The sequence below is a fragment of the Schaalia odontolytica genome (assembly GCF_005696695.1).
Classification (GTDB): Bacteria; Actinomycetota; Actinomycetes; order Actinomycetales; family Actinomycetaceae; genus Pauljensenia; species Pauljensenia odontolytica_C.
Genome location: NZ_CP040006.1, coordinates 552,212 through 577,833, shown reverse-complemented (window position 1 = coordinate 577,833; position 25,622 = coordinate 552,212). Strand labels below are relative to the sequence as shown.

21 protein-coding genes and 1 riboswitch are annotated in these 25,622 nt (G+C 66.9%); of the genes, 6 read left to right on the top strand and 15 right to left on the bottom strand.

All coding sequences use genetic code 11. The features are described from left to right. Nucleotides 1–144 precede the first annotated feature (144 nt). The gene (locus FBF35_RS02470) at nucleotides 145–990 is read left to right on the top strand and encodes a class I SAM-dependent methyltransferase (protein WP_060566469.1); all 846 of its coding nucleotides are present in this window, start codon (nucleotides 145–147) and stop codon (nucleotides 988–990) included. A 116-nt stretch (nucleotides 991–1,106) separates the two neighbouring features. On the opposite strand, the gene FBF35_RS02465 is transcribed toward FBF35_RS02470, so the two are convergent. From FBF35_RS02465 to FBF35_RS02455, 3 genes are all read right to left on the bottom strand, one after another. Further along, nucleotides 1,107–1,976, bottom strand: coding sequence for a DUF2262 domain-containing protein (locus tag FBF35_RS02465; protein WP_060566468.1), 870 nt, complete (start codon nucleotides 1,974–1,976; stop codon nucleotides 1,107–1,109). Between the two features lie 99 nt (nucleotides 1,977–2,075). Continuing rightward, nucleotides 2,076–2,459: a type II toxin-antitoxin system death-on-curing family toxin gene (locus FBF35_RS02460; protein WP_060566467.1), complete on the bottom strand. Its 384-nt coding sequence runs from the start codon at nucleotides 2,457–2,459 to the stop codon at nucleotides 2,076–2,078. Then, nucleotides 2,456–2,668, bottom strand: a complete 213-nt coding sequence (locus FBF35_RS02455) for a type II toxin-antitoxin system Phd/YefM family antitoxin (RefSeq protein WP_003793591.1) — start codon at nucleotides 2,666–2,668, stop codon at nucleotides 2,456–2,458. Before FBF35_RS02455 ends, FBF35_RS02460 begins: the two co-directional genes overlap by 4 nt. A gap of 143 nt (nucleotides 2,669–2,811) precedes the next feature. Here FBF35_RS02455 and FBF35_RS02450 point away from each other — a divergent pair, with 143 nt between their 5' ends. Together FBF35_RS02450 and FBF35_RS02445 are read left to right on the top strand one after the other, a co-directional pair. Further along, nucleotides 2,812–3,360, top strand: a complete 549-nt coding sequence (locus FBF35_RS02450; RefSeq protein ID WP_060566466.1) for a hypothetical protein — start codon at nucleotides 2,812–2,814, stop codon at nucleotides 3,358–3,360. A gap of 304 nt (nucleotides 3,361–3,664) precedes the next feature. Beyond that, on the top strand, nucleotides 3,665–3,982 hold the full coding sequence (locus FBF35_RS02445) for a hypothetical protein (protein WP_131726633.1): 318 nt from the start codon (nucleotides 3,665–3,667) through the stop codon (nucleotides 3,980–3,982). Between the two features lie 93 nt (nucleotides 3,983–4,075). Here FBF35_RS02445 and guaA read toward each other — a convergent pair whose 3' ends face one another. The 10 genes from guaA to FBF35_RS02390 form a co-directional block, all read right to left on the bottom strand. Beyond that, nucleotides 4,076–5,632: a glutamine-hydrolyzing GMP synthase gene (gene guaA, locus FBF35_RS02440; RefSeq protein WP_060566464.1), complete on the bottom strand. Its 1,557-nt coding sequence runs from the start codon at nucleotides 5,630–5,632 to the stop codon at nucleotides 4,076–4,078. Between the two features lie 150 nt (nucleotides 5,633–5,782). Continuing rightward, nucleotides 5,783–6,367: a biotin transporter BioY gene (locus FBF35_RS02435; protein WP_060566463.1), complete on the bottom strand. Its 585-nt coding sequence runs from the start codon at nucleotides 6,365–6,367 to the stop codon at nucleotides 5,783–5,785. Nucleotides 6,368–6,515: 148 nt separating this feature from the next. After that, complete coding sequence (purH, locus tag FBF35_RS02430; protein ID WP_060566462.1) at nucleotides 6,516–8,357, bottom strand: bifunctional phosphoribosylaminoimidazolecarboxamide formyltransferase/IMP cyclohydrolase; 1,842 nt, start codon at nucleotides 8,355–8,357, stop codon at nucleotides 6,516–6,518. 23 nt (nucleotides 8,358–8,380) lie between these two features. After that, nucleotides 8,381–8,465: riboswitch (ZMP/ZTP riboswitch) on the bottom strand. A 3-nt stretch (nucleotides 8,466–8,468) separates the two neighbouring features. Continuing rightward, nucleotides 8,469–9,986, bottom strand: a complete 1,518-nt coding sequence (locus tag FBF35_RS02425; protein WP_241772550.1) for a DUF6350 family protein — start codon at nucleotides 9,984–9,986, stop codon at nucleotides 8,469–8,471. 73 nt (nucleotides 9,987–10,059) lie between these two features. After that, a complete protein-coding gene (gene sucD, locus FBF35_RS02420) occupies nucleotides 10,060–10,980 on the bottom strand; it encodes a succinate--CoA ligase subunit alpha (protein WP_060566460.1) in 921 nt (306 codons plus the stop codon). Nucleotides 10,981–11,006: 26 nt separating this feature from the next. Then, the gene (gene sucC, locus FBF35_RS02415) at nucleotides 11,007–12,194 is read right to left on the bottom strand and encodes an ADP-forming succinate--CoA ligase subunit beta (protein WP_060566459.1); all 1,188 of its coding nucleotides are present in this window, start codon (nucleotides 12,192–12,194) and stop codon (nucleotides 11,007–11,009) included. Nucleotides 12,195–13,117: 923 nt separating this feature from the next. Then, nucleotides 13,118–15,949 (bottom strand): UvrD-helicase domain-containing protein, encoded by a 2,832-nt coding sequence (locus tag FBF35_RS02405; RefSeq protein WP_060566458.1) that lies wholly within the window; start codon nucleotides 15,947–15,949, stop codon nucleotides 13,118–13,120. Between the two features lie 137 nt (nucleotides 15,950–16,086). Continuing rightward, a complete protein-coding gene (locus FBF35_RS02400; protein WP_060566457.1) occupies nucleotides 16,087–17,577 on the bottom strand; it encodes a DUF1846 domain-containing protein in 1,491 nt (496 codons plus the stop codon). Between the two features lie 132 nt (nucleotides 17,578–17,709). Further along, complete coding sequence (locus FBF35_RS02395) at nucleotides 17,710–18,360, bottom strand: LuxR C-terminal-related transcriptional regulator (protein ID WP_034465697.1); 651 nt, start codon at nucleotides 18,358–18,360, stop codon at nucleotides 17,710–17,712. Beyond that, nucleotides 18,357–19,547: an ATP-binding protein gene (locus tag FBF35_RS02390; protein ID WP_060566456.1), complete on the bottom strand. Its 1,191-nt coding sequence runs from the start codon at nucleotides 19,545–19,547 to the stop codon at nucleotides 18,357–18,359. The genes FBF35_RS02395 and FBF35_RS02390 overlap by 4 nt, the downstream gene beginning before the upstream one ends. Nucleotides 19,548–19,806: 259 nt before the next feature. On the opposite strand from FBF35_RS02390, the gene FBF35_RS02385 reads away from it, so the two are divergent. Both FBF35_RS02385 and FBF35_RS02380 read left to right on the top strand, forming a co-directional pair. Beyond that, complete coding sequence (locus FBF35_RS02385) at nucleotides 19,807–21,522, top strand: PspC domain-containing protein (protein WP_241772549.1); 1,716 nt, start codon at nucleotides 19,807–19,809, stop codon at nucleotides 21,520–21,522. Between the two features lie 15 nt (nucleotides 21,523–21,537). Next, nucleotides 21,538–22,245 (top strand): hypothetical protein, encoded by a 708-nt coding sequence (locus FBF35_RS02380; protein ID WP_060566454.1) that lies wholly within the window; start codon nucleotides 21,538–21,540, stop codon nucleotides 22,243–22,245. A gap of 89 nt (nucleotides 22,246–22,334) precedes the next feature. Here the strand turns inward: FBF35_RS02380 and ptsP are convergent, their stop codons facing one another. Both ptsP and FBF35_RS02370 read right to left on the bottom strand, forming a co-directional pair. Continuing rightward, a complete protein-coding gene (ptsP, locus tag FBF35_RS02375; RefSeq protein ID WP_060566453.1) occupies nucleotides 22,335–24,017 on the bottom strand; it encodes a phosphoenolpyruvate--protein phosphotransferase in 1,683 nt (560 codons plus the stop codon). 4 nt (nucleotides 24,018–24,021) lie between these two features. Beyond that, the gene (locus tag FBF35_RS02370; RefSeq protein WP_003793915.1) at nucleotides 24,022–24,288 is read right to left on the bottom strand and encodes an HPr family phosphocarrier protein; all 267 of its coding nucleotides are present in this window, start codon (nucleotides 24,286–24,288) and stop codon (nucleotides 24,022–24,024) included. Between the two features lie 285 nt (nucleotides 24,289–24,573). Between FBF35_RS02370 and FBF35_RS02365 the strand changes: the two genes are divergently transcribed. After that, complete coding sequence (locus FBF35_RS02365; RefSeq protein WP_060566452.1) at nucleotides 24,574–25,599, top strand: LacI family DNA-binding transcriptional regulator; 1,026 nt, start codon at nucleotides 24,574–24,576, stop codon at nucleotides 25,597–25,599. Nucleotides 25,600–25,622: the final 23 nt, after the last annotated feature.

Sequence of the window (25,622 nt, the reverse complement as noted above, 5' to 3'; positions counted from 1 at the left end):
TGGCGGGGTATGCCTCGCTATCAGATCCTCCCTTAGCGTTCCCTCTCACGCTCTATGCCCACTGACGCCTCCTGCATCGACTCGATAGGTCCGAGGCACGGAGGAGCACGCCTCCCCAACATTCCACCTGCATACAATAACGAAATGAACGAAACGAACAGCCTCACACAGTGGTTTTCTGACAATGAACACAACTGGGACGACCGCGCCGAGCTGCACATGGCTGGCAACTACTACGACTACCAGCGCCTTCTCGAGGACCCGACAGCCATTAGCACCGAACTGGCCCAAGATATCGAACGCTTCGGCGATCTCACCAGCAAAGATGTCATCCACCTGCAGTGCCACGTCGGAACGGACACAATCGGCTTTGCGCGCCGCGGGGCCTCGCGTGTCATCGGCCTCGACCTGTCCGAGGCCTCACTTGCCCACGCGCGCAACATCGCCGACCGCGCGGGCGCTGACGTGGAGTTTGTTCACGCAAACGTGTACGACGCGCGCCAAGCAGTGTCCGGCACCTTCGATCTGGTGTACACCTCGATCGGTGTCCTATGCTGGCTGCCCGATATCGCCCGATGGGCACAAGTCATCGCTTCCCTGCTCAAGCCGGGCGGCACCTTCTTCATCCGCGATGACCACCCGATGTTCATGACAATTGGGGAGGATATTTCCGACGGGCTAAAGATTGAGGCACCCTACTTCGAGCAGGATGCTCCGATGACATGGAATGACGATTCAAGCTACGTGGATTGCCCCGATGCCCCGCGGATTACTCACACGACAAATCACCAGTGGAATCACTCCCTTGGACAAATCGTTACTGCTCTCATCAACGCGGGTTTGGTGATCGATGAGCTTGAGGAGACACCGCGCGCGGCGTGGTGTCCGTGGCCCGAACTCATGGAACAGGATTCCGCTGGAGGTTGGCACCTTCGCGACAAACCAGAGCGCCTGCCCCTTCAGTTTGCGATCACCGCACACAAAAACTGACAGCGCGCGCAGCGATCTTAGGCTTGTGAGGGCCAGAACTGGCTCCACTCCCCTACCCGTATACCTGAGTGCTGCTGCCGAAGCACCAACTGTTTCGGCAGCAGCGCGCAGGACACTTAACCCGCCATCACCGCCGAGGCCACCCCATCGGCCAGGGTTCCGTACACCACGACGCAGTGGCCGAAGAACATATCGTCATCATCGAAGTATGCGGAAAATGAACCGTCCGGATCCATGGCGATACTGGTGAGACCTAATCGCTGTGCGAAGCTCTCTTCCGTAATCTCGGGGACCTCCTCGTCGGCAGACTCGCGCCAGTCGCACGCGAGTCCGGTCAGCTCTCGCGCGGCGAACGCTCGCATGTCGCGATCCCACCGGTCCTGATCGGTCACCATCTGCTTCATGGCGGCCACGGCTGCGGTCCACGTGTCTTCGCTGGACGAATCAACCTCCAGAGAGATGTTGATGTCCTCACCCCGCCACGAGACACCTCCCTCGAACGTGTCGAGGTCCTTGTCGAGGGACAGCTCACCCAACTCCTCATCCTTGAGAACTACCGGCCTGCGATACTCAGCCAGGACCTCGTCCAACGCGGGGCACGGAGGATTCTCTTCGAGGACCTCCACGATCAGGAGGCGGTTCTGCGCGGAGGCGCTCATGCCCTCGGGGAGCTCTTGCGGGATCTTCTTGCGAGCCGTGACGCGGTAGATCTCCTCGTCACGGAAGCGGCCCAAGACGTTGCCAGCGGCATTGTCCTCATCGCTGACTGGGTAGACCAGCCGACCATCATCCGCACATAGGGCGCCAGTCTCCCAGTCCACGTACGCCAGATAGGAGTGCGCGGCCTCCCAGAAGCCGTTCCTCTTTCCAGCTCCACTGCTTCCAGCGAGCAGAACGAGAAGCTCCCTAGCCTCTTCCTCAAAGGTGCGCTCCCATTCCTGGCGCGTCATGTCGTTTTGTGAGCGCATGTATTCGAGCAGATCCACGTGTCATCCTCCTTGATTCGGGGCCGCCGTTTCGCTACGACGAACCCTACTCCACGGAATACTCCGCCACTGAATCACCAACACAAAACCCGAAAGCAATTACCCCACGTTGATCCTCACCCAGTCCACGAGTTCCTCGTATCCCATCGACCCATCAGCTACACCCAGCATGGCCGAAAGGAACTCCGCATGGTCGGGCGTGAAACCAAGACCGCACATCCTGAGATACGTGCCTAGCAGAGCGGCACCGGTTCGTTTATTTCCGTCCAGGAAGGGATGCCCCGAAATGATCCCAACAGCGTACCGACACGCTTTCTCGACCGCACTGGGATAGAGCTCCTCGCCCCCAAACGTCTGGAACGGCTGAGCAAGAGCCGAGGCCAACATTCCCTCGTCTCGCACGCCATCAAGACCACCGAAGCGAGCAATCGTAGCCGAATGGATGGCACACACATCGTCCCGGGAAAACGCGAAAGCGGTCACTTCGCGAGCTCTTCAAACACGTCCGCGTAGGCATCCATGAAATCGACAGCGACATCGACCGCGCTCTCAGACTGCTGCGCAGGCTGAATAACGACCCAAGGCCTATTGTTCTTCAGGATCGTGACAGGCTTCCCCGTCCTGTTCACCTCTGCTGTCACCCGCGAAAAGTTATTCTTCGCCTCAGCGAGTCCCATAGTCAGTGTCGACATGCTACTCCCATCTCCTTTAGCCATAATTATGGCCAGAATCTAGCCTCAGATCAAGCGTGGCATAACTGCCGCTTTCGCCTTCAACGAGAGGAGGTACCATAGTCACAACTATTACAAACTTTCAAACAGAATGAGGGGTACACATGTCCACCATCGCACGTGTCACCGCACCCATCCTTTTGATTCTCGCGGCTTACATCGGCGGTGGCGCCGAGCTCATGCTCCAGCACAGCCTCGCGGGCACCGGCGACGCCGTGTGGATCATCGCCATCCTGATCGCTGGCCTGGCGAACCTCGTGAGCACCCTATGGCTTCAGCGCGACGCCAGTGCACGCTCGCTCGCCCTGTGGGGGCTACTCCTCAAGCTAGGCCTCCTCCCCCTCTACATCGGTTTTCTCCCCTTCGCAGCATTCCTTGCCGCATGCCTCATAGCTCCCCCGTACCTCGTGCTAGCCATCGGCTACCTGTTCACGCCCATTTGCGGCATGTACGCACTACTGCTGACGAGTTCTCAGTACGGCATAGCCGCAGCGCATCACGCCAACACGGAGGGACTCCTCAACACCTCCTCAAAGCGCAGGTACATCACGATGCACTGCCTACCGTTTACCGATCTCATCTCCAGCATCTGGCTATGCATCCTTCTGCACCGGGCGAATAAGCCCGCCTCGGCCGCCGCCTCGGAATCCTGAGCGCCGGACGCCCCGCCTGTGGCCATGATGATATATTCACGACACAGGCGAGACGTCGACAGAAAGTAGGCGCCACATGTCCAAGGTTCTCCGCATCGTAGCCCCCATCCTCCTTGTCATAGCCGCGTATAGCGACCAGAGCTACCGCATTGGATTCGGATTGACCTGGAACATGTGGCTCGCCTTGTTTGCGGTTGCCGCAGCGGCAAATCTGATCTCTCTCTTCTGGCTGTGCCGTGATGAGAGCCCGCGCGCACTGGCATTGCGGAGCCTACTGCTGAAAATTGTCCTTCTCCCATTCAGCTTGCCCCTTCTGCAGTACTCATATGTACTGGTCTACTTATTCCTCTCCCCCCACGACTTCTTCGAGTCATTACGCTTCATCTACGAATGGCTTGGCCTGGCCTACCTGAGCCTCCTCATCTCATCGGGCTACGGCATCACCGCCGCGATTCGCGCCCGCAACCAGGGCCTCAGCAACCCGAAGGCGACAAAGCTCCACATCCCCATGCAGTTCTTCCCCGTGGCCGACTTGGTCTCGTCCTACAAGCTCTACATGCACCTGCGCGCACGGGATGCCGCACGCCAGCCCGCCGCAGCAATCCCCTCGCCCGAGGCCTAGGCCTCGCAAACGTACGACCGAGCCCCGGCCTCATCCCACAAAACAGGGACGAGGCCGGGGCTATCAGTCTGCGAGCTCAGATCGGTATGAGCGTCACTCCCACTCGATGGTGGCCGGGGGCTTGGAGGTCACGTCGAGGACGACGCGGTTGACCTCGGGCACCGAGTTGGTGATGCGCGTGGAGATGCGGGCCAGGACGTCGTAGGGCAGGCGCGTCCAGTCGGCCGTCATCGCGTCCTCGGAGGACACGGGGCGCAGCACGATCGGGTGGCCGTAGGTGCGGCCATCGCCCTGGACGCCCACGGAACGAACGTCGGCGAGCAGGACGACCGGGCACTGCCAGATCTCCTGATCCAGGCCGGCCGCCGTGAGTTCCTCGCGGGCGATCAGGTCGGCGGCGCGCAGGATGTCCAGGCGCTCGCGCGTGACCTCGCCGATGATGCGAATGCCGAGGCCGGGGCCCGGGAAGGGCTGACGGTTCACCAGGTAGTCGGGCAGGCCCAGCTCGCGGCCAACCGCGCGCACCTCGTCCTTGAAGAGGGTACGCAGGGGCTCGACCAGCTCGAAGGTCATATCCTCGGGCAGGCCACCCACGTTGTGATGGCTCTTGATGTTGGCCGCGCCCTCGCCGCCGCCGGACTCGACGACGTCGGGGTACAGGGTGCCCTGGACGAGGAACTTCACCTCGCCGCCGGCGGCACCAACCTCTTCGATGACCTGCTTCTGGGCGGCCTCGAAGGAGCGGATGAACTCACGGCCGATGATCTTACGCTTCGCCTCGGGCTCGGTGACGCCGGCCAGGGCGGACAGGAAGCGCTCGGACTCGTCGCACGTGATGACGCGGATACCCATACCGCGCGCGTAATCGTTCTCAACCTGCTCACGCTCGCCCGCGCGCAGCAGGCCGTGATCGATGAAGAAGCAGGTGAGCTGGTCGCCGACAGCCTTGTGCACGAGGGCCGCGGCCACGGAGGAGTCCACGCCGCCGGACAGGGCGCAGATGACCTGCGCGTCGCCGACCTGCTCGCGGATCTTCTCGACCTGCTCGTCCACGATGGAACCGGCGGTCCACGTGGGTTCCAGGCCGGCACCCTCGTAGAGGAAGTTCTTCAGCGCGTCCTGGCCGAACTGGGAGTGGCCCACCTCGGGGTGCCACTGCAGGCCGTAGAGGCGACGCTCGCGCGACTCGAAGGCCGCGACGGGGGTCTCGGTGGTGGAGGCGGTGACGGTGAAGCCCTCGGGCGCGCCCTGGACGGCGTCACCGTGGCTCATCCACACGATCTGGTCGTCGGGGGTGCCGCCGAACAGGCAGGAGTCACCAGCCACGGTGGCCTCGGTGTGCCCATACTCGCGGGTGCCCGTGCGACCGACGGTGCCGCCGAGGGCGTGGGCCATCGTCTGGAAGCCGTAGCAGATGCCCAGCACGGGCACACCGGCCTCGAAGATAGCGGGATCGACGGAGGGCGCACCCTCCTCGTAGACGGAGGACGGGCCGCCGGACAGGATGATGGCGGCGGGCTCCTTGGCGAGCATGTCCGCCACGCTCATGGTGTGGGGGACGATCTCGGAGTAGACGTTAGCCTCACGCACGCGGCGTGCGATCAGCTGGGCATACTGCGCGCCGAAGTCGACGACGAGGACGGGATGCATGTCAGAAGCGTTCACCCTGCCAATGGTACCCGCGCGCGCCCCGCCCCGTCGCGCTCCATTACGCATGTCACCACTGCGCACGCCGGATACGGCGACGGCCCCGCCCCTCATGGGGACGAGGCCGACTCGCGTTGCGCTGGAGCGCGCGGCTCAGCGGAAGATAGAGCGCAGCACCGGGAAGGCACCGGTGGCCACGGCGGCCTTCACCAGGTCGCCGATGATGAAGGGCACGAAGCCCTTCATCAGACCCTGCTCGAGGGTCATGTGCGCGAAGGGGATCATCCAGGCCAGGCCCAGGATGTACACGGAGAACAGGGACACGACGGCGGTCGGCGCCATGGTAACAATGCGACGGTCGGCGCCGCGCTGGGCCGCCAGGCCAGCAATCGCAGCGACGAGGAGGTAGCCGAGGATGTAGCCGAAGGACGCGAAGGCCCAGCCGACGTTCGTGCCGGTGAAGACCGGGACACCCACAATACCGAGAAGGGCATACGAAGCGACGGAGACGAGGCCTCGGCGCGCGCCGAGGGCCGTGCCGACCGAGAGGGCACCCAGCGTGCCGAGCGAGACGGGCACGGGCGTGAAGGGCAGCGGGATCGAGATGCGGGCGAGGACGATCATGGCGATCGTGCCAGCCGCCACCAGGGCGATCTCGCGGGCGATCGTGCCACCGAGGCGGTCGGCGAGAACACGGTTCTCACGCGCGGCGACGGGGGAAGCGGTCAGGGTGGTCATACGACACCTTTCAACAGGGCTAACAGCCTTTCATTCAACAATTGAACAATATGCTGTCCGCCACTCCCCTGTCAAGCACACGGGCACAGATCTCAGGGGGCGAGCGCCACACCGGCGCTCGCCCCCTGGAGCCCATGAACAGGAATGATCAGTGCGCGAAGTGGCGCGTCCCCGTCAGGTACATCGTGATGCCCGCAGCGTTCGCCGCGTCGATCGACTCCTGGTCACGCACGGAACCACCGGGCTGAACGACAGCCTTCACGCCCGCATCAATGAGCACCTGCAGGCCATCCGCGAAGGGGAAGAACGCATCCGACGCCGCAACCGCGCCGATGGAACGCTGCTCGGGAGCCTCGGCCACAACCTCGGACGCGCGAGCGCCGCCCGCACTGTCCACGTTGGACGCCGCCGCATCACCCGTCGAGCGCGAGCCCAGCGTGTTCGCACGCTCAACCGCCAGCTTGCAGGAGTCCACGCGGTTCACCTGGCCCATGCCCACACCCACCGAGGCGCCATCCTTAACCAGCAGGATCGCGTTCGAGCGCACCGCGCGCACCGTGCGCCACGCGAACTCCAGATCCGCCAGCGTCGCCTCGTCGGCGGGAGCGCCGGCCGCGAGCGTCCAGTTCTCCGGGGAATCGCCGGGCGCGTCAATATCGTCGCGCTCCTGGACCAGCAGTCCGCCGCTGATCTGCTTGAACTCGTACGAGCCGCGAGCCGGGGGCTCAACCTGCAGGACGCGCAGGTTCTTCTTCGTGCTCAGCACCTCGAGCGCGCCCTCCTCGTAATCGGGTGCCAGCACGACCTCGGTGAAGATCGGGACGATCTGGCGGGCCAGCTCCACGCTCACCGGGCGGTTCACGGCGATCACGCCGCCGAACGCCGACACGGGGTCGCAGGCGTGCGCGAGGCGGTGCGCCTCGGCCACATCGTCAGCCACCGCGATGCCGCAGGGGTTCGCGTGCTTGATGATCGCGACGCAGGGGCGCTCGTGATCGTAGGCGGCGCGCAGGGCGGCGTCGCCATCCGTGTAGTTGTTGTAGCTCATGGCCTTGCCATGCAGCTGGCGCGCATTCGCGATGCCCGGGGCCAAGGCCTCGTCGTCGGCCTCCTCGTCCTCGAAGGACTCATCGATCTCACGGTAGACGGCCGCACCCTGGTGCGGGTTCTCGCCGTAGCGCAGCGACTCCACACGCTCGAACGCGTCGGCGACGAACACGGGCATGCCCGAGGCCTGCCCCTCCTCCTCGGGGGCCTCCACCACGTAGTCTTCCTCGGCCTGGTAGCCCAGGGACTCCAAGAACGCCGCGTCGGAGGCGTCCAGGTGGGTCTCGGCGGCATCGTCAAGGGTCTCGCGCACGTCCTCAAGATCCAGCTCGTCGGCCAGCCAGCCGGCGATCGCCAGGTCGTAGGTCGCCGTGTGGGCGAAGGCCTCGGCGGCCAGGACGCGGCGCTGCTCGAGGGTGAAGCCCTCCCCCGCCACGGCCTCGGCCACATCCGCGTAACGCTCCGGGGAAGTCACGACCGCAACCGACGGATGGTTCTTCGCGGCGGCGCGCACCATGGAAGGACCACCAATATCGATCTGCTCAACGCACTCATCGAAGGACGCGCCCGAGGCGACCGTGTCCTGGAACGGGTACAGGTTGCACACGACCAGGTCGAAGGCCTTGATGCCCAGCTGCGCGATCTGCTCGCGGTGCGCAGCCTTACGCTGATCGGCCAGGATGCCGGAATGGATGAAGGGGTGCAGGGTCTTCACGCGCCCCTCGAGCACCTCGGGGAAACCGGTCACGTCGTCGACCGGGGTCACGGCCACGCCAGCGGCCGCGATGCGGGCAGCCGTGGAGCCGGTGGAGACGATCTCCACGCCGGCCTCGCCAAGGGCGCGAGCAAGGTCCTCCAAGCCCGTCTTGTCATACACAGAGATCAGGGCCCGCTTGATGGGGCGCACGTCGACGGGTTCCAGGTTGTCCAGGGAGACGGACATAGTTCCTCCAGGTTGAGACCAAACCCAGGCGCCCAGGCGGGCGACGCCTCGCGGGAAATGCGGCCGCTCCCCGGTGGTAATCCACCCTCGCCAGTCGCGGCGACTCCCAGTCTAGTTCAGGCCCTCGCGCCGCGTCGCCTTCGTCTCGGGGTCTTCCGCGTCACCTTCGGCCTCGACCGCTTCGCTGTCCGCAGCGTCATCGGCGGCGGTTTCGCTCGTCTCCTCGGGCATCTCGTCCGCTTCTCCCCCGTCGGCCACCGCTTCGAGATCCTCAGCCCCGGCCTCGTCGGCGCTTGCTTCCGTGTCGCCCGCCTCAGCGGGATCGGAAGCCTCAGCCCATGCCTCGTCCATCGTCGAGGCAGTGGCTCCCACGCGGGACGCACGCTCGGCGGCGCGGCGGCGCAGGGCCTCACCCTCGTTACGCACGCGACCGGCACCCTCGCCGAGGAGGGCGCGCGTCGTCGGGTGGGTCGCCAGGGCGATGATCAGCGCGGGCAGGGCGATCTCGAGCACGAGGGCGAGCGTCGCCCACCCCACGCGCGGGCCCATCGACGCCAGGCGCACGGAGCCCATGCTCATCGTCGCGCTCCACATCCACAGGGCCGTCACCGACGCGGTAATCAACGAGGCCAGGACCCCCTGAGCGGTCTGGTGCAGCAGGTGCTCACGACGGAACGAACGAGCCGCGACGACACCGAGGCCGATGCCCAGCGCGATCGGCGCGAGGATCACCCACATGCCGGGAGCGGTCTGCGGGACGGCACCCAACAGCGGAATCGGCGGGATCGGTCCGGCGCCGGCAACCGCCGGCGAATGCAACGAATCCGTCGCCGTCAAGAAGCCCGCGCCCGACCACCAGGAGGCCACCCACGCCATGATCGTCGGCGCAAACAGCGCCTGCCCGCCGACGATGAACGACGTGTCCGCGGCCGACGACGCGCCCAGGAGCTCCTGAATGCCCACCATGCGGCTCCACCCCGCGACGAGCGCAATGACCGAGGCAACGAACGACGCTGCCGCGAGAACCACCACGGACAGGCCACCCAGCTTCAGGCCGCCCGAAATCCAGTGCTGCATCGACGGGGCCTCATGGTCGCGCGAATAGCCCGAGGCAACGAACCACACCGAGCCGATCAACGGGATCAACACGCCGCCGATCGTGCCCGTCCACCAATGCGAGTGAATACCCGAAGCCCCAGCCAGGAGCCACGAAGTCAGCAGGAAGCCAGGCACAGCGAACAGCGCGGCACTGCGCGGATAACCCGCCGTCGTGCGCAGCAGAATCCGCACCAACACGATCAGCAGAGCGCCCATCAGCGTCGGGATCGCACGATAGTGCACGTCACCCACGACCGACGTGCCGCCAATGACGGCGGCCCACAGGTCACCGCCCAAGCCGAGCGCATCGCGCGGCGTCGTGTCATTCATCCACGAGTTCGAGCGCAGCGTCAGGTAGGCGATCATCGTGAACACCGTGATCAGACCCCAGCCCGCGAAGGCCGCCTCGACTCCCGCAAGCACACCGCGCGCCCAGCCCCGCGGGACAGCCACACGGATCGTCGCGCGATCCGCCACGTACGTGGTCGTGGTTCGTCGGGGGCTGGGTACTTCTCTGATGCGCTCGCTCACAGGCCCATAGTGTCAGAATCGGCCCGAGGCCGCGACGCTGCGCGCCGACCCCGGGCCGATTTGTGCTGTGACGTTAGCGCGAAAGGATCTCGCGCGCGATCTGCGCCGTCTGCGAGGGAGTGCGCCCCACGCGCACGCCCACGGCCTCGAGCGCCTCCGCCTTCGCGGCAGCCGTGCCGGACGAGCCCGACACGATCGCACCCGCGTGGCCCATGGTCTTGCCCTCGGGGGCCGTGAAGCCCGCAATGTAGGCGACGACGGGCTTCGTCATGTTCTCCTGGATCCAGGCGGCCGCGCGCTCCTCGGCGTCACCGCCGATCTCACCGATCATGATGACGAGGTCCGTGTCGGGGTCCGCCTCAAAAGCCGCCAGCGCGTCGATGTGGGTGGTGCCCACGACCGGGTCGCCGCCGATACCCAGGCACGTCGTGAAGCCGAAGTCGCGCAGCTCGTACATGAGCTGGTAGGTCAGCGTGCCCGACTTCGAGACGAGGCCGAGGCGTCCCGGTCCCGTAATGTCCGCCGGGGTGATACCCAGGTTCGCCTGCCCGGGCGAGATGATGCCGGGGCAGTTCGGGCCGATCAAGCGCACGCCCGCCGCGAGCGCACGCTCGACGACGATCGTGGAATCCTGGACGGGAATGCCCTCGGTGATGAGGACGATCGTCTCAATGCCCGCGTCGATGGCCTCGAGGGCAGCACTCTTCGCGAAGGCCGGGGGCACGAAGATGACGGAGGCGTTCGCGCCGGTGGCCTCGCGGGCCTCGGCGACCGTGCCGAAGACGGGGACCTCGACCTGGCCGTCGGTCACCTTGTCGGCGCCCGGGCCGTAGCCCTGCACGTCGAAGGTGACGGTCGTGCCAGCCTTGCGCGGGTTCGTGCCGCCCACGATGGCCGTGCCCGCGCTCAGCATGCGCTGGGTGTGCTTGCGACCCTCGGCGCCGGTCATGCCCTGGACGATGACCCGGGTGTCAGAGTTGACGAAGATAGTCATGGTGTTCTCCTGCGATTCTCGGGTCGTTACTTCGACGAGGCCTGGGCTGCGAGCTCAGCTGCACGCCGGGCCGCGCCGTCCATCGTTTCTTCCATGTGGACGAGCGGGTGCGCAGCCTCGGCGAGAATCGCGCGACCCTCCTCGACCTTATTACCGTCGAGGCGCACGACAAGCGGCTTCGAGGCCGCGTCGCCCAGCGTCTCGAGCGCGCCGATGATGCCTCGGGCGACCTGGTCGCATGCGGTGATGCCGCCGAAGACGTTGACGAACACGGAACGAACCTGCTCGTCGCCGAGGATGATGTCCAGGCCCTTCGCCATGACCTCGGCCGAGGCGCCGCCGCCGATGTCGAGGAAGTTCGCGGGCTTCATGCCGCCGAACTCCTCGCCGGCCATCGCGACCACGTCGAGCGTCGACATGACCAGGCCCGCGCCGTTACCGATGATGCCGACCTGGCCCTCCAGGCGCACGTAGTTGAGTCCGGCTGCCTTCGCGGCGGCCTCGCGCGGATCCTGCGCGGCCACGTCCACCAGCTCGGCATGGCCGGGGTGACGGAAGCGCGCGTTGTCGTCGAGGGTGACCTTGCCGTCCACGGCCCACACGGAGCCGTCGGGGCTGGAGACCAGCGGGTTGACCTCGACCAGGGTCGCGTCCTCGTCGCGGTAGACGGTCCACAAGGTTTCGAGGACGGGGGCGATGGCCTCGGCCGTGGCCTCGTCGAACCCGGCTTCCTTCGCGATGTGGCGGGCAACCTCGGCGTCGATGCCGACGGTGGGATCGAGGGGAACGCGCGCGAGAGCCTCGGGGCGCTCCTTCGCGAGGGTCTCAATGTCCATGCCGCCTTCGCGCGAGCACATCGCCAGGTGGCGGCGGTTCGAGCGGTCCAGCAGGATCGAGAAGTAGTATTCGGCGGCAATGTCCGCGCCGGACGCGATCATGACCTTCTTGACAATGTGGCCCTTGATGTCGAGGCCGAGGATCGCCTCGGCCTTCTCGTAGGCTTCGTCGGCGGTGTGGGCAAGCTTGACGCCGCCGGCCTTGCCGCGGCCGCCGGTCTTCACCTGCGCCTTGACGACCAGCAGCGACGCACCGTCCGCCAGGAGCTCGCGCGCACCCTCGCGCGCCTCTTCGGGGGTTGACGCCAGGCGGTAGTCGAGCACGGGCACGCCGTGCTCCTTGAACATCTGCCGGGCCTGGTACTCGTAGAGATCCACCTTATTCCCTCCGTTGAACGTGGTGTGGTCAGCGCAATAATTCTAACGTGCGACCGGCGTCAACGCGCCATTTCCTCCCATTATCAAGGCTTGTCACGGCCTTGACCGGAGAGCCACTTCCCTTTATCAACGCTTTGCGTTGCGGGGGTGGCTTGCTGGGGTTGTGGGGCGGCCGCGTCCAGCTTCCACTCGGTGGGTGTAGCTGCGCATCGAAGGGTTAACACTGCCAGTAGGAGGGCCGGCGGCCAGGACCGCATTACAACAAACTCGCCCTGTGGGATACCACGCCTGCCGGTCCGCGAAAAACTCGCCCAGCGCGCCCCCTTCAGCGACATTTCCGCGAAAAAGTTCGCCCAGCACGCCAGAAAACGCCCATTTTGGGCCAATGTGAGCGTGCAGGGCGAACTTTTTCACGCACGAGGCGCGACAACGTGGCGACGTTGAAACCAACAACACCACTGCGCGCCCCTGAACAGCAACCATTGAAACCACCATCACCACTGCTCGCCCCCAACAGGGGAGCCTTGAAACCGGCATCGCCTCTGCACCCGAAAAATGCACCAAAAACACCCATTTCGCACCCGCAAAGGCGATGGCGGTTTCAGTTGAGGCTCGGCCGGCGCCCGCAAAGGCGATGACGGTTTCAGACAACCGGCCCAGCTGGCCTACAGGGCCTGGCTGCGGCGCCCGTGGGCGGTGGCGGGGCCTGGCCGGGCTTCGAGACGACGCGTAGAGCCACACATCAGCAGCCCAGCCCCCGCTGGTGTGGAGGGCGCCGGAGGGTCCGGAGGGCACGGGCGGGCTTCGAGACGACGCGCCGAGCGAAGCTCGCGGCGCGGGCGGCTCGCGGGCGGGCCGCCGCCCACGGACGCATCAAGCAGCCCGGCCCCACAACGCAGCGGCCCGGCCACAGCCGGAAAACGCTACGAAATCTTCTCCATCGGAGCCATGCGCACGAGCAGGCGCTTCTCGCCCAGGCCGAAGCGGATGCGGGCCACGGTGCGCGGCCCCTCGCCTTCGATGCCGGTGACGGTGCCGGCGCCCAGGGTCGCGTGCTTGATGCGGTCGCCGACCTTGAGGGAGAGCACCGGCTTATCCTCGGCGGGCTTAGCAGCGGGAGTCACCCCCATGCGCGTCACTTTGCGCACGCCCGCGGGCTGGGCGGATGCACCGCCACGGCCGGAGCCGAAGGCACCCGTGTCGGTGTCGCCCCACGGGTCGCGTCCCTCGGAGCGACGGGAGCGCCCGTAGGAACCCGAGCCGTACGATCCGGACCCGTAGGAACCGCCGTAGGACGCGCGCATGCGCTCCCCCGACGTGGCCGCACGGCGCACGTCGAGGAGCTCGGCGGGGATGTCGTCGAGGAACCGCGAGGGCGGCATCTCCTGCGGAGTCCCCCAGGCGCTGCGCACGGCCGCGCGCGTCAGGTACAGGCGTTCGCGCGCACGCGTGATGGCCACGTACGCCAGTCGGCGTTCCTCCTCCAGCTCGCTCTCGTCGCCGAGGCTGCGCTGGTGCGGGAAGGTGCCGTCCTCCATGCCGGTGACGAACACGACCGGGAATTCGAGGCCCTTCGCGGTGTGCACAGTCATGAGGGTGACCTGCCCGCCGCGCTCACCCTCCGCGGGAACCTGGTCGGAGTCCGCGACGAGGGCGACGCGCTCGAGGAAGTCCGCGAGGGTCCCGCCCGGAGCGTCGGCCGCGAAGGCACCCGCAACCGAGTGCAGTTCCGCCAGGTTTTCCACGCGCGAGGCGTCCTGCGGATCCTCGCTGCGGCGCAGTTCAGCCAGGTAGCCTGTGCGGTCGAGGACCTCTTCGAGGATGTCGGCCTGCGATGCACCCCGCGCCTCCGCGGCGCGCAGCGTCTCGATGAGCCCCCAGAAGGCGGCCGCCGACTTCGCGGCGCGCGGGGTGATCCCAAGGACCTCGGGAGCCGTCTCAGGAGCACTCTCGACGGGGGACGCGGCCGGGGCCGCAGCGCTCTGCCCCGCAGCCGCGCTCTCATCCGCACCATCGCGAGCAGCGGGGTTCTCCCCCGCCGCTTCATCCGAGGAAACGGGAGCCGAAGAATCAGCCGAGGCCTCGTCCGGGGACGCGGAACGCGCGAGCGCGTCGACGTCAATCCCCTCGCCCTCACCCGCGGGGCAGCCGGCGCGCAGCCACAGGTGGCGCAGCGCCGCACCGAAGGAGATGCCGTAGTGGGCGGCGTGCGCGGCGATCGCTTCTTCGGCCTTCGCGCCGATGCCGCGCTTGGGGACGTTGAGGACGCGGCGGGCCGCGACAGTGTCGTCAGGGTTGGAGATGACCTGCAGGTACGCCAAGGCGTCCTTGATTTCGCGGCGCTCGTAGAAGCGGGTACCGCCGACGACGCGGTACGGGATGCCCTGGCGCACGAGGAGTTCCTCCAGCGCGCGGGACTGCGCATTCGTGCGGTAGAAGACCGCGATGTCGCCCCATTCGACGCCGGAGTCCGCGAGGCGGTCGATCTCGCCGACGACGAAGCGGGCCTCGTCGTGCTCGGAATCGGCGGCATCCAGGGTGATGAGCGCGCCGTCGCCCGAGGCCGTCCACAGGTTCTTCGCGCGGCGCCCCGTGTTGCGGGCGATGACCGCGTTCGCAGCCGACAGGATGTTCTGCGTGGAGCGGTAGTTCTGCTCGAGTAGGATCGTGCGCGCGCCCGTGAAGTCGCGCTCGAACTCCTCGATGTTGCGGATCGTGGCGCCACGGAACGCGTAAATCGACTGGTCGGAGTCACCCACGACCGTCAGCTCGGCGGGCTCCACGCCGTCCTTGCCGTCCCCCACGAGAGCACGCACGAGGACGTACTGCGCATGGTTCGTGTCCTGGTACTCGTCCACGAGGATGTGGCGGAAGCGCCGGTGGTAGTGCTCAGCAATCAGCGGGTTCTCGCGCAGCAGGTCGACCGTGCGCATGATGAGATCGTCAAAGTCCAGCGCATTCGAGGCGCGCATGCGCTTGTCGTACTCGACGTAGGCGTCCGCGACGATGCGCGAGATCGGGTCCTTGCCCGCCGTCTCCGCGTAGCGCGCCGGGCCGATCAGCTCGTTCTTCGCGTCCGAAATGCGCGCCGCCACCATCTTTGGGGTGAAGCGCTTGATGTCCACATCCATGGCCTTGAGGACCATCTGGATGAGGCGCTGGGAATCCTGGGCGTCGTAGATCGTGAAGGATGAGGACAGGCCCGCCGCCTCGTGTTCGTAGCGCAGCAGGCGCACGCACGCCGAGTGGAAGGTCGACACCCACATGCGACGCGCGTCGTCACCCACGAGCGCGCCCGCGCGCTCGCGCATCTCGGCCGCCGCCTTGTTCGTGAATGTAATCGCCAGAATCTCCCCCGCCCGCGCGCGGCCCGTGGCCAGCAGGTAGGCGATGCGGTGCGTGAGCACGCGCGTCTTACCGGAGCCTGCGCCAGCCAGGATCAGCAGCGGCGAACCCGCGTGAGTGACGGCCTCGCGCTGACGATCGTTGAGGCCGCGCGTCAGCGACTCAGGGTCCACGCCCGGGCGCGCGGGACGCTCCCAGCCGGACGAAAAACCACCCGAGGACGCGGGAGGCTCCCACGCCGACGGCGCACCCGATGCTCCACCCGGCACGGCGATCTCCGGCCACCCGTCGGAACCCAAGGCGTCCTCCACGTCAAAGGCGGGCACCTCCGGCGGCACGTAGTCGTCCTGGAACCCCCCGTCGGGGCCGATCAGGAAACCAAGGTCAGGCAAAGAAGTCGAGTCACTCATCGCCTCCAAGGGTAAACCGCCCCACCCTCACCTGCGACCCCCGCCCCGGGTGGTGCCAACCACGAAAGGCGGCACACAACGAGGCCGGGGCCTCCCCGCGCTGATACGCGGTGGAAACCCCGGCCTCGTCGAAGCGATTACTTCTTGCGGTACAGCGACTTCGTCGCGTACACCGGCTCGGTCGTCACCTGAATGCCGAGGGAGCGGAAGATGCCCTCGTCAACGGGGCCCAGGATGACCGACTCGTGTACGTCGCAGTCGCGCAGCGCGCTCAGCTTGTCCAGGGCGCGGCGCGCGTTGTCGTCGCCGTTGGCGCTGACCGCGAGCGCGATGAGGACCTCGTCGGTGTGCAGGCGCGGGTTGCGCGAGCCCAGGTCGCGGGTCTTGAGGCGCTGGATCGGCTCGATGGACTGCGGGGCGAGGAGCTGGACCTCGTCCGGCAGGCCGGCGAGCTTCTTGAGGGCGTTGAGGAGCATCGCCGAGGAGCAGCCCAGCAGCGCCGACGTCTTGCCCGTGACGATCTGGCCGTCGGGCAGCTCGATCGCGGCGGCCGGCTCGCCCGTGGCTTCGGCCAGCTCGAGGGCCGGACGCACGACCGGGCGGTCCATGCGGCCCACGCCCACGCGGCTCATCAGCAGAGAGATGCGCGCCGACTGCACGGGCTCGCTCATCTCCTTCTTCTCAGTCACGAGGGCCTTGTAGTAGCGGCGAATGATCTCCTGGCGCGAGGCTTCCCTGCAGGCCTCGTCGTCGACGATGCAGTGGCCCGCCATGTTGACGCCCATGTCCGTGGGGCTCTTGTACGGGGAGGATCCGAGGATCTTCTCGAAGAGGCGGTTCAGGACCGGGAAGATTTCAACGTCGCGGTTGTAGTTGACGGTCTTGATCCCGTAGGCCTCCAGGTGGAAGGGATCGATCATGTTGACGTCGTCGAGGTCGGCGGTGGCCGCCTCGTAGGCGATGTTGACCGGGTGATCCAGCGGAATGTTCCAGATCGGGAAGGTCTCCCACTTCGCGTACCCCGACTCGATCCCGCGCTTGTGGTCGTGATACAGCTGCGACAGGCAGGTCGCCATCTTGCCGGAGCCCGGTCCGGGAGCCGTCACAACGACGAGGTTGCGGCTGGTCTCCACGTACTCGTTGGCACCATAGCCCTCGTCCGAGACGATGCGCTCGACGTCCGAGGGGTAGCCGGGGATCGGGAAGTGGCGGTAGACGCGGATGCCGAGCTTCTCGAAGCGTTCCTTCACCTCGGCGGCTGCCTTGTTGTCGTCCGTCCACTGGGTGATGACGACGGAACCGACGTACAGGCCGCGCTCACGGAACTCGTCGATCTGGCGCAGAACCTCGTCGTCATAGGTGGTTCCCATGTCTGCGCGGACCTTGCGGCGCGCGAAATCCTTGGCATTAACGGCGACGATGATCTCGACTTCGTCGGCCAGTTCGCGCAGCATACGCACCTTGTTGTCGGGCGTAAAACCGGGCAGAACACGCGACGCGTGCATGTCGTCGATCAGCTTGCCGCCGAACTCCAAATACAGCTTCCCGCCGAATTCGCTTCGTCGCTGGGCAATGTGTCGAGACTGCATCTCGATGTACTGATCACTATCAAAACCGATGCGGTGCATGCATCCTCCGAGGTCGCGGAAATAAAGGGGCCGTCCGTGCGGGGCGGTCAGGCGCTGTCACGCTCTCGGGATTCCATTGTAGGCACGCATGGGCCGCTCGCTCCGGATGGGGCGCGCGAAAGGGGTCCGACCTCACACGATGTGTCGCTGCATCGCCCAGCGCGTCAGCTCGTTACGGTTGGAGAGCTGCAGCTTGCGCAGGACCGAACTCACGTGGGTTTCGACGGTCTTGATGGAGATGAACAGGTCGTGGGCGACTTCCTTGTACGTGTAGCCGCGGGCGATGAGGCGCATGACCTCCTGCTCGCGCGCGGACAGCAGGTCCAGCTCGGTGTCGGTCGTGGACACCTCGCCGGTCCCGAAGGCATCGAGCACGAAGCCAGCCAGGCGCGGGCTGAAGGCGGCATCCCCGGCGGCAACGCGACCGATGGCCTCGACGAGGTCGGGGGTGGAGATCGACTTGGTGACGTATCCGCGGGCGCCCGCGCGGATGACCTGGACGACGTCCTCGGCGGCGTCCGAGACGGACAGCGCCAGGAAGTGCAGACCCTCGATGTCGCGGCACGTGCTGGCCACTTCGGCCCCACCTCCGCCGTTTCCGCCGGGCAGGTGCACGTCGAGGAGGGCCACGTCCGGGGTGAGCGCGCGGCAGGCCGCGATGGCGCCCTCGACGTCGGAGGCGTCGCCGACGACCTCCAGGTCTGCCCCGGAGTTTTCGAGCTCGGCGCGCACGCCTGCCCGAACCATGGGGTGGTCGTCGATGACGAGGATGCGGATGGTCACTGTGTCCTCCCGTTGGGCGCTGTTTCTTCCAGGATATCGGAGCGCGGCACGCTCAGAGCAACTTCGGTTCCGCGGGCGAGACGCCTGATCGTGGCGTTTCCCCCGGTCCTGCGCATGCGCCCGACGATGGAGTCGCGCACGCCGTGGCGGTCGGCCGCGATCGAGGCGGGATCGAAGCCCTCGCCGCTGTCTTTGATGAAGGCCTCCACGGCCTGGGGGCGCACTTCGACGTAGACGGAGACGGGCGGGGCGCCGTGGCGCACGGCGTTTTGGCAGGCCTCGGCGAGGGCCGCGACGAGCGCGAGTTCACCGGGGCCCGGGCGCATGTCGCCGACGACGACCACGCTGATGGGCACGCCGTAGCGGCTCTCGACGCCCACGACCGCCTCGGTGACGGCGGCCTCGAGGGAGTCGGCGGCCTGCGCGTGGCCCGTGTAGAGCCAGGCGCGCAGCTCGCGCTCCTCAGTGAGGGCGATGGCGCGCACGCGGGCCGGGTCCTCGGCGGATGCGCGGATAAGAGTGAGGGCCTGGAGCACGGAGTCGTGCAGGTGGGCGGCGATGTCGGCGCGCTCGGATTCGCGCACGCGCTGCGCCTGGGCCTGGGACAGGTCCTTCGTCGTGCGCAGCCACATGGGGACGAGAGCGAAGAGCACGCCCGCGACCAGGGCCGCCCCGATGAGGCCGCCGCGCAGCAGAATGATCGGCGGGTTGTCGCGCGAGGCCACCATGACGACGCCGAGGCTGAGCAGCACGATACCGCCGAAGACGGCCCCGATGAAGCGCAGCGACCGCCAGGAACTCACGTTTCGACTCTGGCTCCACACGAGCGAGATACCGGAAACGATCGTGATGATCGACCCCATGTCCCGCCAGTCCAGCGTGTTCGTCGCGTTCAGGATCGTGCCGATGATCGCGCCGACGATCAGGGCCACGCCGACGACGATCAAGCGGTTGCGCGACACCTGGGCGGCGCGTTCCTCGCGCAGTCGGACGAGGCCGGGGCTGAGCGTGCCCTCACCGCTTCGCTCCGGGGAATCTTCGGGGACCGTCACCCACAGCCACAGGTAAACGCCGAAGCCGAGACCCACAAAGGTCATGCAGATCATGATGATGCGCACGAGAGCGACCGACACTCCCAGGTGCACGGCCAATCCGGCACACACGCCTGCCATCCAGGGGGCCGGCATGTCCGGGCTCGCGGCGGTTGCGCGCACGAGCGGTGGCCTGGCGGGAGGCGCCGGAATGGGTGGAGTCCACCCCGGGTGGGGGGAGTTCACGGGTCTGCTCACGTTCCCATTGTGGCATGCCACGGGGGCTACCCCCGGGGTACCCCCACCACAATCAGGGGCCGTTCAGGGGGTCCCCTACTATCGGGACACCCCGTCTCTTTGGTTGAGTAGTGGTATCGATCCACGCCGTGTGGATCCCATCGAGAGGAAGTGCATGATGAGTTGGCCGAACGGTACAACAGACCCCGGTGCCCAGTACCAGCAGCGCCCGCCCCGCAACAGCTTCTTTGACGCGGTCCGAGGCTCGGGCTGGTACCGCGCTCAGGAGCGAGCAATCGGAGGCGTGTGCTCGGGCATCGCTGCTCGCCAGGGCTGGGATCTGTCGCTCGTGCGCGTCCTCATGGTGGTCGCCACGTTCTGTATGCCCGTCGTGGCGATCGCTTACGGACTCGCGTGGCTTCTCCTGCCCGAAGCCGCCGACGGCCGCATCCACTTGGAAGAGACCCTGGAGGGCCGCTTCGACATTGCAGTGATCGGCGGCGTCTTCATGATCCTTGCGGGCCTGTCCTCGTCGCTGTCCGCGGTGGGTATCGTCGGAGGCCTTGGGCTCGGGTGGCTTCAGCTCCTGGCACTCGCCGCTGGCATCACAGCCGTCATCGTCGTGCTCGTCAGCGTCACCCGATCCGCTTCGGGCGGCCCCCAGGCCGGCGCGAACCGCGCGACCCCCCAATTCGGCAATCCGCAGTACGGCACGCCCCAGTACGGCAACCCGCAGTACGGCACGCCCCAGCAGCAGGCGTCGGCGGCGGGAGCATCCGACCCTTTTGGGCACAGCGCCCCGGGCGCTAAGGACACGGGCAGCACCATGCCGCAGCAGCAGCAGAACGCGCAGGCTCCCGAGGGTTTCCCTGCCTACGGCGTCCCCGCAGACAGCGCGGGTAATGCGAACGCCGCGCGCCCCGATGGCGCCACCTCCGCCGCTCAGGGCGCGAATGCCGGGCCGCGCCCGGCCGCCGCTCGCCCCACCCAGCCCCACCCCGGCTGGACGCCTCCGCCTAGCGCCCCCAGGCCTCGTCAGTGGACCCCGCGCCCAATGCCGACGCATCGCCCGCGCACCGTCTCCAGTCGCGTGAACCTAGCGATCACGGGTCTGCTGATCCTGGTGGTGGCCGCCGTTTTCGCCGGCATTTACATGGTCGACAAGGGCCCCGTCATCCCGTTTATCACCGGTGAGACCGAGGGGCAAACAATCGCTCGCATCGTCACGGTCGGCGGCGGCGTGTGCCTGATCATCGTGGGTCTGTCCCTGGCGATTGCAGCCCTGCGCGATCGCAGCGCCGGCTGGCTCACTGTCCTGTCGGTCATCGGCATGGTGATGGCACTCCCCACAGGCCTCGTTGGCTCCCAGGCTTCTCACCCCACCGATTTCCTCATCAACACACACGTGGGCGCCATCGGCAACCAGACGACGCTCGACTGGACGGTCGACAAGGTCAGCGGAGGCAACCCCACCAGCTCGACCACGCTCGACCTGACCGGCGCGCCCGTCGGTACGACCAAGACGATCACGGTCGACTGGCAGGCCTGGAGCCGACTCACCATTCAGATGGCCGAGGGCCAGCCCGTGCAGATCATCTGCCAGTCCAGCATCGACGACCTCACTACCAATATGGACGGCAACGGCTGGGCCGAGCCCTTGAACAAGTGCTCCGGCGTCACCGTCTCCTCCCCCGCCTGGGGAAAGCCCTCGCTCGGCGGTATCACTATCCTCATCACCGACGACGCGGACATCGACACGCTGACGATCGTGCAGTCCCCCGATGCCTCGGGCACCTGGGGTTCCACGCCGACCCCCGCTGCCACGCCCAGCGCGACCCCTAGCGCAACGCCCACCCCGTCCCCTACCCCCACCGGCTCCCAGTCGGGTAACTGAGGAAGGACCACGACCATGACTACCTCGAACGACGATCAGACCACCCAGCTGCCCGAATTCGACGTGACGACGCCGCTGCCGACGACTCCCGCCCCCTCCATCGGCCAGGATGCGACCGTCGAGATGCCGACCTCGTCGCCGGACCTCTCCTCGGACCCGCTCGCGATCTTCCGCGACGCCCCGACAACGCAGATGCCTGCCGATCCCTTTCGGGCAGACGCTGGCGCTGAGAGCCAGGCGGGCGCACCGGGCACTCAGGGTTCACAGGCGCAGGCTGGCACTCCCGCTGGCTCTGTAGGCACGAGCGGACGCACGGCCTTCGATCCGGCCTCCACGGGTGAGTCGACTCCTCGGGGTCACGAGGCCGGGGCCGCCACCGGCGCTCAGGCAAGGACGGGCGCTTCACCTGCCCCGGGTGCCCAAACGTGGAGCGCACAAAGTGGCCTCGGTGCCACCTACCCGCTGCCCGAGGCCCCCCGCAGGGGCGTGCGCGTCGGTTCTTTCGTGTGGGCTCTCCTGGTGTGCATGGTGGGCGCGTTCCTCATCACCGAGGCCTACATCACGAACCTCAATCTGCCGGTCATTGGGATCAGCGCGATCGCGATCCTCGGCGTCATCCTGATCCTCACGGCTCTCTTCTCGGGAAGCTCCAAGAAGACTCCGAAGCAGGGCGCGGGCACACCGACCGCCCCCAACCCGGCCGACGCAATCCGCAGGGACTGACGCGGACGTACAACACGCACACAAACGGGGTGGGCCCGGGAACCGATTGGTTCCCGGGCCCACCCCGTTCGCTTGTCAGAAGCGTCAAATCAGAGCAGATCCAGCATCGCCGGAGCCACCAGCTTCAGGACGTTCTCACGACCTTCCTTCGCGCTGGGGGCATCCACCGCGAAGGCGGCCATCTGCTGGCAGGTCGCCAGGTCGTGCATGCGCAGGGCGGCGCGCACGGCGTTGACCTTCGACGGAGCCATCGACAGGGAGGCGACACCCAGGCCCGTGAGGACCAGGGCCAGCAGCGGATCGCCGCCGGCCTCGCCACACACGCCGATCGGCTTGCCCGTCGCACGACCGCCGTTGCAGGCGTGGCGGATCATCTCGAGGACCGCGGGCTGCCACGGATCCAGGAGGGGTGCCAGGTTACCGTCCAGGCGGTCGGCAGCCATCGTGTACTGCGTCAGGTCGTTCGTGCCGATAGAGGCGAAGTCCACGATCGACAGGAGCTGCTCGGCACGCAGGGCGGCCGCGGGCACCTCGATCATGATGCCGACCTTGGGCAGGCCGTAGCCGCGCGCCTTGTCGGCAAACCACTTAGCTTCGGAAGCCGTGGACACCATGGGAGCCATGACCCACAGCTCCGCGCCCGTCGCCTTGTGGGCGGCGGCCAGAGCCTGCAGCTGCGTGTCGATGAGGTCCTCTCGCACCTGGCACAGGCGCAGGCCGCGCACGCCCAGGGCGGGGTTCTCCTCGGCACCCAGATCCGCGAAGCTCAGCGGCTTGTCGGCGCCCGCATCGAGGGTACGCACGACGACGCGACGGTCACCGAAGGCCTGCAGGACCTTCGTGTAGGTGTCGGTCTGCTCCTCCAGCGTCGGGGCCTCCGAACGTTCCAGGAACAGGAACTCCGTGCGGAACAGGCCCGAGCCCTCGAGGTCAAACTTCGAGGCCTTCATCGCGTCGTCAACCGTGCCGATGTTGGCCAGGAGCTTGACGGGGTAGCCGTCGTAGGTCGCGCCCTTGCCGGTCGAGCCTGCCAGGGCGAGCGCGCGGCGACGCGAGCGCTCCTTGAGCAGGTCCACCTCCTTATCGGTGGGGGCGACGATGACCTCGCCGACGCCACCGTCGAGAGCCAGCATCGTGCCTTCCTCGACAGCCATAATGCCCTCGGCCTTGACGATCGCCGGGATGCCCAGCTGGGCGGCCAGGATCGCCGTGTGCGAGGTGGGGCCGCCGACCTCGGTAATGATGCCGAGGACGGTCTCCGGATTCAGGGTCGCGGTCTCGGCGGGTGCCAGGTCGCGCGCCACGAGGACGACGGGGCCATCGAACGCCGGCACGCCGGGTTCAGGCAGGCCGCGCAGCTCGCAGATCGCGCGGTCGCGCACGTCATACAGGTCTGTCGCGCGCTCGGCCATGTAGCCGCCCAGGCTGCGCAGCATCTGCGCGTAGTCCTCGACAGCGTCATGGACGGCCTGGGTGACACCGAGGCCCTTCTTCAGCTTCTTATCAACGGCCTTAGCCAGGCCACGGTCGCCCGCGAGCTGGGCGGTGGCCTTGAGGATCGCCTTCGTCTCCTCCGGCGCGTTCGCAGCGCGGTCGCTCAGACGAGCGGAAACGGCTGCGAGCGCCTCACGGACACGCGCGCCGTCGGCGGCAGCGTCGACGCTGCCCGGCTCCGTCGTGTCGACGCCGGGGGCGGGCTGGACGATCGCGGCGGGAGCTGCAGCGGTACCGGCAGAGACGCCGATGCCGTGCAGGACGTCGTGCGTCGCCATCAGCTCACTCCTGGTCGAGGTCGCGCGAGAGCAGCTCGACGAGCGAGTCGAGGACCGCGCCCGCGGAATCATCCTCGGTGGACAGGGTGACGACGTCGCCGTGCTTGGCGCCCAGGGTCATGATTTCGAGGAGCGACGCGGCGTCGGCCTCCTCGCCATCGAAAGCGATGGTGACCTCGACGCCGGAGTCGTCAACGGCCTCGGCGAGGACGGAAGCAGGACGTGCGTGGAGGCCAACGGAGGAACCAATTGCAACGGTGCGGGAAATCATGGTCGTTCCTTTCAAATGCGGGTATGTCCATCGTGAGACACAGGTGCCCGTACGGCCCATGGTATCGGGCTGAGATACCCAGGTAAAACCCGATATCACGGACAGTGACATGGGATACATCACCCTTATAAATGCCGAAAAACCATAGATTTGACGCGACCCGTTCACCCCATGACGACACCCTCGCGCACCAACCACCCCAGGCCTCGCCGATGTGACGATCGACCGCCTCCCACCCCACCAACTACAATGGAGAAGTACCGAGGGAAGGAAAGGAGAGCGCGCATGAGTTCACGCGAACCCACGCTGGCCGACGTCGCCGAGCTGGCCGGAGTAAGCCTGACGACCGTGTCGCGCGTGCTCAACAACCGCGGCTACCTCTCGGAGAAGACGAAGAAGAACGTCGCCGACGCGATCGAGACGCTCGGCTACCGCCCAAACTCGTTGGCTCGTGCCCTGCACGGCAAGCGCACGCAGACGGTCGGCCTCATTGTTCCCGCCGTGTCCCTCCCCTTCTTCGGCGAGCTCGCCGTCGAGGTCGAGAACGCCCTCGCCGACGCCGGCTACCGCATCCTTATCTGTAATTCCATGGGCCGGGCGGACCGTGAGCGCGAGTACCTCTCGCTGCTCGTCGGCAATCGCGTGGACGGCATCATTTCGGGCGCCCACAACGAGGGCCTGGGCGAGTACGACGCGATCCGCATGCCCCTGGTGACGATCGACCGCGAGCTGAGCCCGTCCATCCCGAACGTGCGTTGCGCGAACAAGGAGGCGGGCGCCATGGCGACGCGCGCGCTCATCGAGGGCGGGTGCCGCCATCCCCTGCTGCTTACCTCCCGTTCGGGTCCGCGCAATCTGCGCGAGGCCGGCTACCGTGCCGAGATCGAGCGCGCAGGGCTGACCCCTCGCGTGGTCACCGTGCCGTTCGATACGCCGACGCCGCAGCGTTTCGCGATGGTGCGCGACGCCCTGGACGAGGCCCGCGCTGCCGCCCCCATCGACGGGGTTTTCGCGACCGACGATCTAGCGGCCGCTGAGGTCCTCGAGTGGGCGCGCACGCGCAACCTGTCGGTCCCCTCTGACCTGTCCATCATCGGTTTTGACGGCACGGAGACGATGCGCCGCGCCCTCCCCCACTTGGCGACGATCCGCCAGCCCATCGAGGACATCGCCCGGGCTGCGGTGTCGATTCTCCTCGATCAGATCGAGGGCAAGGCTCCGCGTTCTTCGTCCGACGAGGCCGGGGCTCCCCGCGCTCAGACGGTCGAGTTCTCGGGCACGCTGATCCAGGGGCGCTCGATCAACGCCTGAGCATGCATCAAGCGGCGGGACTA